We start from the raw sequence: 15,318 nt of genomic DNA on the forward strand, positions 1-15,318 counted from the left end.
ACCGTGGTTCCGGACGTCTCTACCGGCAGCCGTACGTACGGACTCCTCGCCTATCTCTATGGCCCCGGCCGCCGGGACGAACACACCGACCCGCACATCGTCGCCGCCTGGCGGCCGGAACTCGCCCCAGACCCAGGCCGCGACCCGGCCGCCACCCTCAAGCAGCTCACCGACCGACTCGACCTCCCCGTTCTCGCCCTGCCCAAGGACCGACGCCCGACCCAGCAGGTCTGGCACTGCCCCGTACGCACCGCGCCTGACGACCGGCACCTCACCGACGCCGAGTGGGGCGAGGTAGCCCGCCGCATAGTCCACGCCACAGGCATCGCCGAAAAGGGCGACGACAAGGCATGCAGGTGGGTCGCCGTACGCCACGCCGACGACCACATCCACATCGTCGCCACGCTCAAGCGCGAAGACGGACGCAGCCCTCGCCGCCACGAAGACGGCATTCGTGCCCAGGCCCAATGCCGCAAGATCGAAAGGGAATGGGGCCTACAGATCCTCAACGAGGGTGACGGAACCGCTGCTCAACGCCCGACCAGTGCCGAACGCTCCAAGGCCGAACGCGCGGGCCGGGCCGAACCGCCCCGCGAAACGCTACGCGAGCAGGTCCGCCAGGCCCTGGCCGGAGCCGCCGACGAGGACGAGTTCTTCCGCCGCCTCACCGAGGTCGGCCTGCGTCTCGAAAAGCGCATCGCTCCCTCCGGCGACACCATCGGATACAAGGTCGCCTTGCCCGGCGACCGCAATCGCGACGGCCAGCCCGTCTGGTTCCCCGGCTCCAAGCTCGCCCCCGACCTCTCCCTGCCCAGGATCCGGGAACGCCTCGAAGTTGGAACCGTCGACAACGAGCCAGTCCCCGGCGGCCCCGTCCACCAGTCCTCCCGACCGGCCCGCGCACGACGTAACGCCACCCGCATCGCTGAGCAGGCGCTCACGACGCTCGCCGGAGACCACGACGGAGACATAGCCGCGCAGCTCGTCGGCGTCGGTGAACTCCTCGACGCGGTCGCCCAGACGTCCCCGGCCTCCACCCGCAAGCAACTCTCCGAAGCAGCCCGCACCTTCGAGCGCGCCACCCGCTCCCACATCCGTGCCGAGCACGCCGACCATCACGCTCTACGGTCCGCTGCGCGCGGCATCGTCCGTGCCGGCAACGCCCTGGGCAAAGGCGAGGACGGCGGCACCACCGCGATGCTCCTGTCCACCATGGTCCTCGTCACCTTCGCCGCCATTCAATGGCACTCCGCCCGCGGACACACCCAACAGGCCGCTGCCGCCCGGCAAGCCGCCCAACACCTGCGCGCCGCGTACCGAACAGCTGCCGCCACCCCCCTGAACACGATGCGCGCGCAGGGCCGCCACCTCCCCGCCCCCGTCTGCGAGCGCTACGCCCACACCCTCGAAGGCGCCCTCCCCACACAGGCCGACCACCTCCTCTGCGAACCCGGCTGGGACGCCCTTGCCGCCACCCTCGCCCAAGCCGAACATAAAGGACACGATCCTGAGGCGCTCCTTCAAAAAGCCATCGAATCACGCGAGTTGGAAACCGCTGACAACGTCACCGACGTACTCGTCTGGCGACTGCGTCGCATCGGAGAGCTGCCAGCAGCTTCCATCTCAGCCCGCGTACGAACGAACCCCCGGTTGCACCCGCCACAGCCCCAAGCCCCGAAGCCAGCGACAACCGAGTATCCGCACCGCAGGGGCACGAACAGCTCGCGCAGGCCAGGCCCACTGCGCTGACCAGCACCGCAACGGGCTGGACGTCCACGGGTGTCGCCTGTTAGGCCTGGTGAAGGAGAGGACGAGGAGACCATGCCGATGCTCATTGAAGACCGCCAGCCCCCGAGAACCATTCCGCCAACATCGGGTGGGGACGCCGACCCCCTGCTGTGGCTCCAGCAGGAAACCCAGCGCGGCGACGGCATCATCCGCCTCCGCACCACCACCCACCCCGAAGAGATCCGGATCACGGGCATCCCCGTGAGGTGCTCGAAGTGTGGGGCCCGCCGAGACTGGATGGTCATCTGTGACCGCAGCACGATCAGCATCCGCTGTCGCTGCGCGCACGAGTGGGTTGAGCCCGAGCTGACTCGCGCGGACTATGAAGCGGTGATCGACGTCGGCGGCGTGGACCACCCGAGCCTGGAGGCCGCCGCCCAAGCCATGGGATACGACGGCACGCTGGCCGGCACCTACCTCGCATAACGAGCGGTATTGCGTTGGATGGCAACATACGTGGTGGCACTCAAAGCCTCGTGAACGGCGAGTGTCAGGCCACACGTTTCGCGGATCGCTCATCGCGAGCGCCGAACCCCTGCGCTTCCCGCGCCGGACCACCGCCGCCGTGAACCGGGGCAGGACCCACTCACAACTCTCCGGGCTGCTGCCTGCTTTGCGGGCTGGGAGGCGACCGCGTGGGTTTCTAACACCAGTGCGGCGAAGTCCGTCAGGGTGTGCGCTGGCTCTCCAACGCCTGTAGCTGCGCGCGACCCTGACGCTGGGGCAGGTCGACCCGCGCGGCGACGGCACACCGATACCTGCCGACGATCAGGACTTGACCCGCTACCTCTCCGGATGGCCGACGGCATCTCGGGGCAGGCTGAACTCCTCAGACAGATGGCCATTCACGCCACTCGTTCCGCTGCCGTGCCCGCATGGTGGGCAACGAGTTCGGCGTTCGCAGCAGGAGCAACGTTTCGGGGCGAGGGGCCCGTTGGGGAGTCCCCAAGTCCAGGGCGACCGTCGAGGCGCTCGCACCCTTCCTCGGGGTCAAGGTCAAGAGTGCACGGTGCCTGACGCGAACCAGTCGTAGGCGTTGGGCAGGGCTTCGTCGGGGACGTCGGTGAGGAAGACGACCGCGAGGCCACGGCGAGCTCTGGAGCACGAGACATAGAAGAGGTTGCGTGATCGCTCCAGTCGTTTCTCGAGGTCGCGGCCGGTGAGCATCTTGCCCATGTTGTACTGGGTCCACGACCCGTCGTCGATGATCACGATGACGTTGTCGAACTCGTCGCCCTTGACTCCATGCTGGGTGTGGAACGGGGTGAGCTGCTCGCGGTACTCGATGAAGCGGATGACTTCCTTGTAGGGGACTTCCCGCAGGGCGTTAGAAAATTCGGCCAGTTTTGCGTCGTAGCCTTCGAGGTCTTCAGACCTCCGTCGGCGTTCGAGGTCGCTGAGCTTGCGGGGCACTGACAGAAGGTGCTGCCGAGCCATGTGGTCGAGTACGTCACCGATTGTTCCGGACTCTCGCACCGTGGTCAGTTGTCTGATGTCGGCTGCGATCCGCTGCTTGTCAGTGTGACTTGTGATGATGGTCCGTCCTGCCACCAAAAGGGTTGTGAGCTCTGCGTAGTCGAGCGCGTGGAAGGCACGACAGAGAGCTTCGACCCGGCTGAAATATTCGACGTAGGGCTCGTCGTTGTCCAGAAGCTTGTCGCGACCTCGAGAGCCGAGGATCTGGTACTGCTGCAGAAGGGCACCGTAGGACAGGGCTCCCGCGATCCCTCGGTGGGTGAGCATCAGGTAGCTGGTGGTGTCGTCGCTCCAGCCCAGTTCGGCGAGTTGCCGACGAGCCGCATCCAGGCGTGCCTGGCCAGTGGGCAAAGCAGAGTTGAGGAAGAGGTGCACTTCCCCGTCTGTGTGCTCGCCCACCGCTTCCTGCTGCAGCTCGGGACGGATCTTGTTGAGAACGGAGACAACCGGGGGAGAGCAGCGGTAGTTCTCGTGCTTGGTGATGACGGTCAGCTTGGAGTGCAGAACGGCGCCCTGCCCCGTGGCGTAGATCTTCTGCATGGAGTCGCCGAACAGTCCAACGACGCAGGACTGGCGGCCGGCCCCAGCGAGGTGGTCGAGCAGCAGGCGGATCGTCTTGGGGGAGGTGTCCTGGTACTCATCCACGAAGACGACGGGGTAGCAATCGGCGATGAGACGTGTGAGTTTGGGATGCCGGGTCACCATGCGCAGCGCGAGGTCGATGACCTCGTCGTGGGATATCTCCCCCCGGTCCAGGCGCCGCCGCCGGTCGACATACTGGACAGGCGGCAGAGGGCTGGTTAGCTCGCTGAGATCCTCGGGCGTCGGCAGAGCATCGTTATATTCAATGATCTGCTGCCACAGCTCGGCTCCGAAGCCCTTGATGATCTCCCAGAGAAACTCATGGATGGTTGCAACCGCCACGAGCGGGTTGTCGCGGATCCGGTCGGTGATCTTGCGTTTGGCCACGTTGGTGAAGGTGATGCATGCGATGCGACGGCCCTTGCTCGCCAATTCCGCACCCTGGCTCCGGAGGCTGTGCTCCAGAGCCTCGACCAGTGTCGTGGTCTTGCCAGCGCCGGCACCGGCCTCCACCAGGAAGCTACGCCGTGCTTCCAGTTCACCGATAACCTTGTCGATCGTCGTCTTCACGGTAGTGTCAGCCACTGCAGGCCCTCGTCGATGTACCGGGGCACCTTCCAGCCGTTCAGAAGCATGGCGTCGAAGGCGAAGTCTGTCTTGTGGTCACGGAGATTCTCCGCGATCTGGTAAGCCTGCGTCGCGATTGCTGCCTCGCTGGGGTGCTCGCCGACAGTGCGGTCGAAGTGCCCCTTCAGAGCGAGGCCGGAGATGTTGTCGGCGAGGACAAGGGCGTTGGCGATGATGAAGGCGTCCTCGAAGCTGCGGCCGAAGGACCCGCCTGGCTGTTCGGGCACCTGATAGGCGACTCGAACGTTCTTGCTCACCTTGTCTTCGTTCGGTGTTGAGAGTAGTTCGATGATGGCTTCCTTGCCCGGAAGCCAGTGCTTCAGGGTGGAGTTGGAGGTGCAGGCACCCGGGGTGGCAGGATGACAGCCGAGGCGTTTCTTCTGGGACGGGTCGACGGAGTCGATGTCCGTGATGATGAGGGTCTTGACGTTGAGGAACTCCAGCAGGCTGCGGAAGCGGACCGCGTAGGCGTCGCCTACTTCGATGACCGAGACGTACTGGTGCTGCAGACGCGCTGCGCAACGGGCGATCATCTTCGGCAGGAGGAGACGTTCGGCCGTCCCCTCGATGAGGATGATCTTGTCTGCGAAGAACATGTCGCAGCGGTGCAGTTCCATGTACTGCTCCAAGAACCGCAGAGTCTCCCTGCCGTCGCTCCTCTTCTTGACGCTGGCCTGGAACGTGGACATGTCCTTGATGGTGACGTGATGCTCCGCGGCGTCGAAGTAGCGGATCTTCGAGAAACCACTCCTGGCGACCATGTGGGAAGAGTGCGTGGTGATGACGACCTGCACCTTCCGGTCGGTCTTGCTCCGGATGTACTCCTCGATGTTCTTGATGAACGTCTCCTGCATCTGGGGATGCAGGTGGGCCTCAGGTTCCTCGATGAAAAGGATCTGCAGCGCAGGCCGTGGGCTAGCCTTGCTGCAGCTCTCGATGAAGCCCCTGATCTGCAAAATAGTGAAGATGAGCTTGCTGTAGCCGAGGCCGTTGTGGCCTTCAGGCAGCGGGTACTGATCATCCCCGGAGGGGTACTGGATCCGGGTGCTCCCACGCAGGACGGCAGCGCCCTCGATCAGAGCGACGATTCGGGGCGGGTGCAGTGGAGACATCAGCTGCAGGCCGAAGCGACTCAGGTCGTCGAGGAACGGCTCGAAGAGTTCGTCGTAGTTGGAGTCCAGCTCCTTCGACGCCAGCGCGAGCGCCTCTTCGATCCGGTCGACATTCTGCCCACGGTTGTCATCACTGCTTGAGGCCCGGTAGTAGGCCTCGAACGTCTTCGACAGGGTCCGGGTCTTGTCCGCGGGAGTGTCGTCGAACTTGTTCTGCGCGTAGATGAAGCGGACCGCGAGTATCGACCGCGCGGCAGTCGGTTTGAGTTCACGGCTGACCGAGTCATCGACGGGGCTCACCGCACGGTACGTCGCCGTGAAGTACTCGTTGAACTTCCGACGCAGCCACTTGTAGCTGTCGAACTGGCTCCCAGCACGGCGAGCGGCTTCGCTGAAGTCCGCAAGGAGCTTCACCGGGTCGCCGGCAGCCAGCGTGGCAACGATGCGGACACTGCGGCAGGTCTCGTCGAGATCGAGGATCGCGGCGCTGATGGGGGCGAGGTCGTCCTCCTCGTCGTATTCGACCGTGATCGCGAGACGAATGGCCGGCACCAGCTCAAGCGCCTTACTCCGCAGAGCTTCAGCGGCCTCTCTGTCGCCCGCAGCGTCCAGCTGCGCGGCGTCAGTGAACTGTCGGCGAGCGTGCTCCAGGTCGGCAATGCGACTTGTGGTGAAGTCCTCAAGGACGAACTTGACATCGTCGCTCGGGCTGAAGAATTTCTCGAACAGGTTGACGAATGATGTCTTGCCGCTGTTGTTCCGGCCCACGACCAGTGTCGTCGACGCGTCGATCTGGATCTCCGCGTCACGCAAGGCGCGGAAGTTAGCCACTTTGGCGTGGGTGACGTGCATGGTGCTCCCGGAGCAGCCCGACGGAATCCGTGCCATCACCACGCCGTACAACCCGTGGCACGTGAGGCGACAAGTAGTATGTGTTACGAAAAGCCGCTGTGGGGGAGTTTCTGGCCAAGGGGTGGAACGGAGGCTCACGCGCCGGAGCTTGGTGGCGGGCTCACGCCCAGCTGCACCCTCGGGGCCTGGTGCTTGAGATGCTTCTGTTCTCTGCCGCCGACTCGAGGCGTTCGCTGGGATGCTGTGGGAGGAGTTGCCCGGGGATTACTCGTCGTTACCCGATGACCGTCGGTTAGGGTGCCCCTTCACGCCGAACTGGCTGTCCCAGTAGCGCACTTGGCAGGCGCCCTCGGCAGGGCTGGCAATCGCAGCTGAATTCGAACGGGCGATCTAAGAGGCGTACTGCTTCAGGCTGGGCATCGATGACGCGACTGCCGATGGGCGGCTGTCCCCAGCCGTCTCACGGGATCTCGGCGGGTAGCTCAAGCGGGAGCGGGAGGTGTTGTTCCCTCCGCCATGGACTGACCGGCGCATACTGGCGCGAGCGGTATGGCTCGCCGTCCAGCACAGCTTCTCGCCTCGCAGGAACACGGCGATGTGGCTGCCGCGTTCATATCAAGGCTGTCTCCGCCGAAGATTTCTGGGCCCGCTATGGCGACACACGCCTCTTGATCTGCGCTGTACCAAGGTGCCAACTATTTCGCTGATTCTGCGACTCCGGCTGCTGAAGGTACTTGGCATCAGTGCAGGTCGTGAACGTGGCCTGGTGCCAGCTAGCGAGCCCGGTCACAGCGGCGTGCGGTGACCAGCAGCGTGCCCAGGTGCTCGCCGTCGGGAGCGGGCACGGTGCCGGCCCGCACCTCGCTGAACCCAAAGCGTTCCAGGGCCTGAGCCCACACACCGGGTTCGTACGCCCACCGCCGGATGGCATGCGGCTTCCTGTCCGTGCCGCGCACATAGGCGCCCTGGGGGCCGTAGCACTCGGCGATGGGCGGCTCCTGGGAGAACGCCAGTACTCCGCCCGGAGTGAGATGCTCATAGATCGCGGGCAGCAGGTGGGCCGGGTCGGTGAACCAGAGCGCGCCGAACACCGAGTACACCGCGTCGAACCATGGCGCCGAGCCCAGATAGGCGAGCGCGTCCGCCTGCGCGAACGTCACCCGTTCCAGGGCCTTCCACTGCTCCTGCGCCTGCTTGACGCGGGCGCCGGCGACATCGACGCCGACCGTCCGCACCCCGACAGTGGCCAGATGCGCGGCGTTGCGGCCCGTCCCACAGCCCAGGTCCAGCGCGCGGTCCGGCGTGCCGAGGAGTTCCACGCCGGGTCCGTGGTCCGCGTATTGCGTCCAGTTGAACCACGTTGAATGGCCTGCGGAGTTGACCGCCCGCCCTGGGCCTTTGGTCATTGCGTAGACGTCCCACGCGCCTTGGCTCATGCTCTTCCGCCCTGCCTCATGTTCGGGCCCGCCCACACCCCGGGGGAGGGTGCAGGCGGGCGATGGTAGCGCTGCTACTTCGGGCTGTCGTGGCACCCGGCGTGGCACTGGTTGCACTTCGCCGCGAAGGCAGGCCACAACTCCTCGTCGACCGCGAACCCTTGAACAGTGATCGCTGCGACCGTACGGGTGCGTGCGGCGGCGGCCTCGCTGCGGTCGACGGCAGCGTCCTCGGGAATGTGGTGTACGAAGTGACCGGCGAACTCATCGCACCAGTCGGCGTAGTCGCGGGTGTGCAGGATCATCGCGTGCCAGGCGAGGTCCACGATCGGCGACGGCGACAGCAGCTCCCCGGCACGGGCGGCGGTGTACAGGTAGGCCAGGCCCTGCTCGGTGATCCGCTCGGCCAGTGCCCGCTCGAACGTCGGGTGCGCGTTGAGGAGCCGGTTCGTGATGCGCTCGAAGAACTCCTTCGAGCACACTTTGCGGGGGTCGGTCCGCTTGATCGGCGTCGAGGTGTCGGTCATGCCGTCTGTCCCTTCTCGCGGTTGGCGCGTGCACGGCGCATCCGGTAGATCGCTGCGACGGCGCGCGCGTTGTTGCCCAGGTGCCGCAGGTGGTCGTACGCATCGGTGTGCGACATCTGCCCTGGCGGCACGGGGTGGGAAATCAGCCGGTGCGCCGTGGAAAGCAACCCTCCGAGGGTGGGGTCGTCCTTGTCGATCACTCCAGACTCGATGACCTCGGCCAACTGTCCGCGCAGGCGCAGGACGCGTGTCTCAACGCGCTGCTTGTCCGGCAGCTCCAGCCGGATCTGGAGCGCCCACTGCACGTCCGCGTCAAGTTGTTCGAGGTCCAGAGGAAGGGCCTCGGCGTGGGATTCTCGTTCCTGCTCAACTTCGATCACCGCGCGCCCCCAAGGGTCGATCACTTCCGACTGGTGCATTTCAAGCTAGGGAAGTGGCGAGTCGACCCTCTATGAAGTTGCGCGAAGTTGCGCGGGCGTCACCCGAGAGCGGCGATCTCCTTTAGGATCAGGGCGCGTGCTTTTGGCCCGAACACCGCCATGTCCCGCAGGCGGTCGAAGGCGCGCGAGTAGGCAGCGATCTCGTCGGGTGCGGTGATGTTGATCTCCGCGGTCAACGTCTCCACCTGCACACGCGATTTGTCGAAGATCATGAAGGTCTCCAGCGGCCACATGGTCCGCTCGGCCGGCTGGGGCACGATGCCGAATGCCACGCTGGGCAGCGACATCACTTCCAGCAGGTAGCCCAGTTGTCCCGCCATCACCGAGGGCGTGCCGAACCGGTAACCGAGAACGGCCTGTTCGATGAGCAGCACGAACCGGTGCTGGCCCTCATAGATGACCCGGGAGCGCTCCAGGCGGGCGGTCGCCGCTTCGGGGGAGTCGTTCGGGGTTCCCTGGAAGTCGCTGATCAGGTTCATCAGCGCTTCGGCGTACCCGTGGACCTGCGAGAGGCCAGGGACGACGTTGTGACAGTAGACGCGGAACACGCTCGTGCCCTCGTACAGCGGGACCGCGCTCTCCTGCATGCGGCGGATGCCGTCGCGGTGCAGTCGCTTCCACTCCACGTAGAGCAGGTCCGCATCCCGCGTCTTGGCGATCAGGTCACTGACCTGGTCGGGTGCCCGGCATGCCGTGCACCAGGCGCGAATGTCCGCGTCCGAGGGCAGCATCCGGGCGTTCTCCAGCCGGGACACCTTCGACTTGTGCCAGCCGCAGGAGGCGGCCAGCTCCACGGCCTTGAGGCCGGCGGTCCTGCGCACGTCGAGCAGACGTGCGGCGACCTGAGCGCGGGCCGCTTGGGCGGCAGATGAAGGACTGCTGTTCATGGTGGTGCGTGTCGCAGATCGTCAGAGGGCGTACTGCTCGTGATCGATTCCGAGCTCCCACACTGTCTCAAAGGCGTGCGTGCTCTGCTTGATGACGCCCGCGTCCCAACTGGCCTGCGGCTCTACGGCTTTCCCGTCGCCGCTGAAGATGTTGAACCGGATGACCCGGTCGTCGATCAGCCAGAAGTCGTTTCCCGGAAGCATCAGGTGCGAGGCGCGGGCGCGCGGCAGCCACCTGACCTGTTCCCCGGCGTAGAGGTTGGCGCCGGTGATCGCGTGTTCGAATCGGATGTACTCCGTGACCGGCTCCGATACGACGCGAGCGCGCCTTACGGCCACGCCACGGGCGACGGTGCGCTGGACGAGTTCGACCCACGGCTTCCAGAATGCCGAGTCGACGGCCGGGACAACGCCGCTGTCGCGCCAGGCGCCCACGGTGTCAGCCTCTTCGTCGACGCCGTAGTGGTCGCGCATCTCCAGGTGCAACGCCTGGTGCTGTGCGCTGTCGAGCAGCTCGTCAAAACTGGGAACGTTCGACAACGTCGCATGCCTCCCTGATCTGTTTCACCATCCGCGCGGGGATGCGGATGACGGCCTCGGTGTCCGGTCGCGGGCTGTCCTGAGCGCAACGCTCCAGCATGGCGGCATCGGCCAACCATCCCTGGAGCACCAGCTCAGGCTCCTCGCCTGCGCCGTCGGGCTGGTCGACCCAGACCGCCGGGCAGTTCCCGCCGCCGGTGTTGGGGTCGATCCCGATGAAAAGTAGTGCCATGACCGCCTCCTGCGTCCAGACAGTTGCGCCATGTTGCACTGCGATCATTACGGAGGACTAGGTTCGCGGGAAGGGCGGAATCCGGCCGAAGGGTTTCGCGCCCCCGCGTGGCGCGATCGTTCCGGTGAAGAGAGGGGGTTGCACGACGCGGGCCCTGCCGTGCGGCCCCTCGGGGCCGGGCGCGCGACTCGATTCCCACCGGCAGCGCGCTACGCCCTGCTCGCCGTAGCGTAGAGGCAGGGTGTGACAACGGTGGCGAGCGCCGTTCAGGGCCCGTCACACAAGCGTGCGACCCCCGTGTGTATTAAGCGAGCCGGGCACGCAGCAGCCGCGAGACGGTCGACTCCCCCCGTCCAGGAGGAGTTGGAGCAACGCCTGTGCCACGTCGTCGAACGAGTGGCCCGAGTGCGCGGCCTCCCGCTTGAGATACTCGTTGAGCAGCGACACGTGCCAGTTCGTACGTGTTGGCCATGTCAGGCTCCGGCGGACTGGGGGGAGGCCAGCAGTCGGTGGTTGGGGCGGGTTGCGTTGGTGGTGCACGCCCCAAATGGGCCGTCAGGGGTGCGGAGTTGAAGCAGCGTGGGATCGAGATGATCGCGGTGCCAGGTCGATGGGCCCGTGAGGCCGGCCTCGACATCGGTGAGCTGCTGCCAGGCCAGCCACAAGGCATGCAACCGTGCCACCGCTTCGGGGTGCTCCAGCCACTGCTCGCACCACGGGCGACTGGTGGAGACCTCCCGCCCGTACACCGGCAGCAGCAGGTCGTCCACCCACTTGGTGAGCGTGGCGAGTTCCTCGGTGTACGCCGTGCCGTCGAGCGCCAGGATGAAAATGGAAGTCGGTGCCTCGGCCGAGGTGACCGGCGCGGTCTGCGCGGCACCGGAAGGCGAGGTCGCCGTGCTCACGGACTCTGCCTCACCGTCGGCGCCGTCGTTGATGGACGTCTCCTCGTCGGTGAGGCGGGCGAGCGTTTCGTTCTGCTTACGGGTCTCCGTGACCAACTGCGTAACCGTGGAGACCAGGTCGTCCAGGTCGTGGTCCGGTATGCGTACCAGCTCGGCCCCGTCCCGTGCGGGCTCGGACATTTCGATACCTCCGAAGAGTTCGTGGGTGTCGAGAGTCCGGAGATTCAGCGGTTTGGCCCGGCCGGAGTTCTCGTGTAGAGGACCCGCTCACAGCGCGATCCGATGAGGGCGCCTGTCCTTCGGAGGGGCAAGGCACTTCAAGGCATAGGCTGCCTGTTGGGGAACGACACCGGTGCAAAGCGCGGACGGTTGGGCAGGCCTGCCCAGGCCTGGGGTGTCGGTTCCCCATCCTTCGTCGGGGCCCGCATCCATTCCATGAACCGCGGGCTCAGGCGGCCCGCGTCGTCGGTGGGACGGGGCGAGCAGGTAGCCCGGTGTACGACTGAGTGATGTCGGTGCGGAGATTCTCGAATTCGTGGGCCATGGCGTACAGCCTGTCCTACCCCAAGCCGACCCGGCTGGCCTGATCGTTCATTTCGGACTCCGATGGGTGCGACGGTCGGTACTGGAGCGGTGGGGGACTGCGGTGGACGCTGCCGACAGCGTGGTGTCTGCGAGGCGGCTGCGGACACGTGCGGCATCGCTGCGGGCGCTCGGCGCCGGGGCGCCGGGCGGGCTGAGTGATGGACGTGGTTCCGGCTCAGCTTGGCGCGCTGTGCGAAGGCGACGGCGGACGTCGTCCAACGGATGGAGAGTGTGCAGGGCGTAGCTGATGAGCTGCCCAGGGGCGAGCGCGTCACGGTCGGCTAGGGCGCCAACCTGCCCGGCTGTCAGAGTTGCGGTGCGGACGAGAGAGGCTTGGACGACCTGCTCGCCAAAGTGTTCGGCTGCTCCACCGAGTAGTGGGTCACAGATCCGCCGTACGCGCTTGGCGTCGAGAACACCGTCGGCCAGTGCACCGCGCCGCTGGGTCTCCCACAGCACGGTCAACTGGTCGATCGGTTCGCCGCGATGGTGCAGTGCTACGAGCGCGCGGTAGATCTGCTGATTACCAGGGTCGGCGAAGTCGTCGGGGAGGAGCGAGTGCACCAGCTCGAGAAGCTGCTCAGGCCGGGACGCGAGGCAACCGAGGAGGAACTCCTCGTCAGCTAGCCCCTGTTCGCTGAGGGGTGGGGGAGGGGCGGCTTGCGGCGTGTATGCGGTGGGCGGCTGCGCGGGCCGGGCCTTGGTTCCCCAAGCGCGGGCAAGGTCGGTCAGCACGTCGGAGAGTACCTGGGCGTGGTGCAGCGTCTCCGCCACTGTCCCGTTCCGGTCGTCGGCGAGCGCGGCCTGGTGCAGGCGTGCGGCATGCTGGGCGACGCTGCGGCGGATGGCGCCCTCCAGGACCATTCGTCCGTACGCCGGGGCGTGGTCGGGGCGCGGGCACGCGGAGATCAGAAGGTGCGGGTACGACGGGGTGAGCCCGCGGGCGTGAGTGCTCGCCTCGTACAAGGTGTCGGTGATCCAGGCCAGCGGTACGGGTCCACCTACCGGCGCGGTCGTCGCTGGGTGTTCGTCGGCCTGGAGCTTGAGCATCGTGGCGTAGAGCGCGGAGTGCGCGGGACGGGAGAAGTGCTCCGGGTGGAGCCAGGTATCAAGCCGGTCGAGCTGGCCGGGATCCAGGAATAGTGCGCCCAAGACGGCTTGCTCGGCTTGGACGAGCGGGGTCACGGCTGCGCCTTGCGTGCGTGCTGGCTCTGGGCGTGAATCTCAGCAACGGCACGGTTGGCGTCGGCCAAGGCGGTGGCAAGGCGCTGCAGTTCGTCGGTGAATGCCGGGTCCGCTGCGAGCAGAGAGCCGCTCGGGGACACGAGCCACCAGTGGGCGCCGCGCTTCACGGCGGGGGTGTCGGCGAGTCGTTCGGAGCGGCGGACGGAAGTCCAGGTCGGTGCGGGGTGGGACATGGGAGTACCTCGCGAGGGAGGGGCGAAGGCCCGGACGTACTGCGGTTCGGGGACGTGCGCCGTCGCGTCTCGCCCTTGAGGGGTTCGGCTTCGGCGGGGTCATGTGGCCGGACCGAAGTCGTCGTGGTGCAGGGTCTTGGCCAGCGCGCGCTCGGTGATGGCCGCGGTTTCCTTGGCGGATGCGGCGCCGAGCCGGTCGGCGTTGGGCTCGCGGTACCAGGGCTTGAGGCTGAGGAGTGCAGGGCGGATGCCGGTGGCGAGCAGGAGCGCAGACCCCTTGGGTAGGGCGCGAATTGCGTCGGCTGGTAGTACGCGTTCCTGGCGCATGGATACTGAAGTGGACTTGCCCGACTCGCTGGTGGACACCGAGACGGTACGGACGTCGTGGTCGCCCACCAGGCGGGAGAGTTTGTCCGCGAAGTCGGCGTCGTCGATACCGGAGCCGACGAGCTTGATCGTTGCAGCCGACCAGAGCGCGTCCATGCCGGACTCGCCCCATACTCGGACGCCCTGGCGGTAGGACTGCAGAATGGTGATCGGGATGACGCCTCGGCTGCCGAGGTGGGAGTACAGGTCCGGCAGGTCCGCGATCTTGCATACGTTGGCGGCCTCGTCGAGGATCGCGAGCAGCGGGGCATCGAGGCGACCGCCGTCGCGCTCTGCCTGGGTAACGGCCGAGCGCATCACAGCGTCGGCAGCGGCGGCGATGATCGCCGACGCGGAGCCGCCGCCGTCCTTCGACAGCAGGAACAATGTGTCCTTGCCGGTGACGAACGCTTCGGGCTTGAACTCCAGGATCGTGTCCATCCCGCTGGGTGGGGTGACCCAGGCGGCGATGGCCGGGTTGAGTAGGCAACTGGCGTACTGCCGGGCGGTTTCGAAGATTCCGTCACGGGTCTCGACGGCTCCGGCCACGGTGCCATGGAGTTGGGCGGCGATCGCGTCAAGCCCGGCGTCCTGGAGCAGGTCAATGGGGGAGCGGTCTGCTGGCGAGGCGAGCCAGGCCAGGACGTCGGTGATCGGCCGTCGGCCGCGGGCGGCGGCTAGGAACAGCGCGGTGAGGGTGTTCGCGGCGGCAGTCGACCAGAAGTCACCGGCACTCGATTCGTCCACGGAGGCGGTCACGAAGTGCCCCGCCAAGCGGCGGGCCCCGGCGAGATCACGGGCGTCGGAGAGGATGTCCCACCACATCGCCTGCGGGGCGTGGGCGATCTGCTGTGGATCGAGCGTCCACACTGTGCCGGCCTCGGCGCGGGCCGTGAGCGTGGCGGTGTAGGCGTCGCGCGCCGCTTTGTTGGAGGTCAGCAGTACAGGGCCCGGCGCGCGGAGGATAGCCGGTATCGCCAATCCGGAGGTCTTCCCCGAGCGGGGCGCCATGATCGCGAGGAGGACGTCCTCCCACGATGAGCGGACCTCCCGCGCACCGGGCGTGAGCGTGCCGAGCAGGACCCCGCAGTCGTCGGGCGCGACCGCCTTGGGCTTGGTGCCCTTGAGACTCGGACGGAGATCGATCGACTTGGCCGCGACCTTCTTGGGCATCAGGTCGGCCAGGTCCCGCTGGTCGGCCAGTCCCTTGGGATCGCCGCGCAGCCGGAGCCGCACCTTCATCCCGAACAGAGCGGTGGCCAGGAGGAAGAGTGCGGGGAGGGCGTAGCACCCGCTGATCACGGCAGGGTGGGCGAGATGCGGCCAGACACGACCAGGGTGCAACAGCGATTCTGTTGGTCGGAAGGAGGCCCACGGATCGGAGCCGACAGCCGCGTTGAGGAGATTGCCGAACAGCCAGGCGAGTGTCCCGCCGCCCATGGTGAGTGCGGCGACCGCGATTAGGAGGTAGAGGAGGGCGTCGGTGCCGGTGGTGGTCGACGGTGTGCTGGTGCGTGCAGGAGACAAGGCGCGGTCCCGTTACGT

General features: G+C 66.6%; 14 protein-coding genes. 2 read left to right on the top strand and 12 right to left on the bottom strand.

Annotated elements, in window-relative coordinates; translation table 11 throughout:
• The first annotated feature begins 3 nt into the window (after positions 1–3).
• Positions 4–1,749, top strand: a complete 1,746-nt coding sequence (locus OG574_RS39295) for a relaxase/mobilization nuclease domain-containing protein (RefSeq protein ID WP_326777041.1) — start codon at positions 4–6, stop codon at positions 1,747–1,749.
• Between the two features lie 72 nt (positions 1,750–1,821).
• Positions 1,822–2,214 (top strand): hypothetical protein, encoded by a 393-nt coding sequence (locus OG574_RS39300; RefSeq protein WP_326777042.1) that lies wholly within the window; start codon positions 1,822–1,824, stop codon positions 2,212–2,214.
• Between the two features lie 570 nt (positions 2,215–2,784).
• Here OG574_RS39300 and OG574_RS39305 read toward each other — a convergent pair.
• The 12 genes from OG574_RS39305 to OG574_RS39360 form a co-directional block, all read right to left on the bottom strand.
• Positions 2,785–4,416: an ATP-dependent helicase gene (locus tag OG574_RS39305; protein ID WP_326777043.1), complete on the bottom strand. Its 1,632-nt coding sequence runs from the start codon at positions 4,414–4,416 to the stop codon at positions 2,785–2,787.
• A complete protein-coding gene (locus OG574_RS39310; RefSeq protein ID WP_326777044.1) occupies positions 4,413–6,437 on the bottom strand; it encodes an ATP-dependent nuclease in 2,025 nt (674 codons plus the stop codon). The genes OG574_RS39305 and OG574_RS39310 overlap by 4 nt, the downstream gene beginning before the upstream one ends.
• 773 nt (positions 6,438–7,210) lie before the next feature.
• The gene (locus OG574_RS39315; RefSeq protein ID WP_326777045.1) at positions 7,211–7,873 is read right to left on the bottom strand and encodes a class I SAM-dependent methyltransferase; all 663 of its coding nucleotides are present in this window, start codon (positions 7,871–7,873) and stop codon (positions 7,211–7,213) included.
• A 74-nt stretch (positions 7,874–7,947) separates the two neighbouring features.
• Positions 7,948–8,400, bottom strand: coding sequence for a glycine-rich domain-containing protein (locus OG574_RS39320; RefSeq protein WP_326777046.1), 453 nt, complete (start codon positions 8,398–8,400; stop codon positions 7,948–7,950).
• Entirely contained in the window at positions 8,397–8,819 is a 423-nt protein-coding gene (locus tag OG574_RS39325) for a hypothetical protein (protein ID WP_326777047.1), read from the bottom strand. The genes OG574_RS39320 and OG574_RS39325 overlap by 4 nt, the downstream gene beginning before the upstream one ends.
• A gap of 59 nt (positions 8,820–8,878) precedes the next feature.
• Complete coding sequence (locus OG574_RS39330; RefSeq protein WP_326777048.1) at positions 8,879–9,727, bottom strand: helix-turn-helix domain-containing protein; 849 nt, start codon at positions 9,725–9,727, stop codon at positions 8,879–8,881.
• A 21-nt stretch (positions 9,728–9,748) separates the two neighbouring features.
• The gene (locus tag OG574_RS39335; RefSeq protein ID WP_326777049.1) at positions 9,749–10,267 is read right to left on the bottom strand and encodes a DUF6879 family protein; all 519 of its coding nucleotides are present in this window, start codon (positions 10,265–10,267) and stop codon (positions 9,749–9,751) included.
• Positions 10,245–10,499, bottom strand: coding sequence for a hypothetical protein (locus tag OG574_RS39340; RefSeq protein ID WP_326777050.1), 255 nt, complete (start codon positions 10,497–10,499; stop codon positions 10,245–10,247). The genes OG574_RS39335 and OG574_RS39340 overlap by 23 nt, the downstream gene beginning before the upstream one ends.
• A gap of 473 nt (positions 10,500–10,972) precedes the next feature.
• Positions 10,973–11,584 carry a DUF4913 domain-containing protein gene (locus OG574_RS39345; protein WP_326777051.1) on the bottom strand — a complete coding sequence of 204 codons (612 nt, stop codon included), beginning with the start codon at positions 11,582–11,584 and terminating at the stop codon, positions 10,973–10,975.
• A gap of 411 nt (positions 11,585–11,995) precedes the next feature.
• Entirely contained in the window at positions 11,996–13,174 is a 1,179-nt protein-coding gene (locus tag OG574_RS39350; protein ID WP_326777052.1) for a DnaB-like helicase N-terminal domain-containing protein, read from the bottom strand.
• Positions 13,171–13,407: a hypothetical protein gene (locus OG574_RS39355; RefSeq protein ID WP_326777053.1), complete on the bottom strand. Its 237-nt coding sequence runs from the start codon at positions 13,405–13,407 to the stop codon at positions 13,171–13,173. Before OG574_RS39355 ends, OG574_RS39350 begins: the two co-directional genes overlap by 4 nt.
• Positions 13,408–13,506: 99 nt before the next feature.
• The gene (locus OG574_RS39360; protein WP_326777054.1) at positions 13,507–15,300 is read right to left on the bottom strand and encodes a type IV secretory system conjugative DNA transfer family protein; all 1,794 of its coding nucleotides are present in this window, start codon (positions 15,298–15,300) and stop codon (positions 13,507–13,509) included.
• Positions 15,301–15,318 lie beyond the last annotated feature (18 nt).

Source organism: Streptomyces sp. NBC_01445 (assembly GCF_035918235.1).
Taxonomy (GTDB): Bacteria; Actinomycetota; Actinomycetes; order Streptomycetales; family Streptomycetaceae; genus Streptomyces.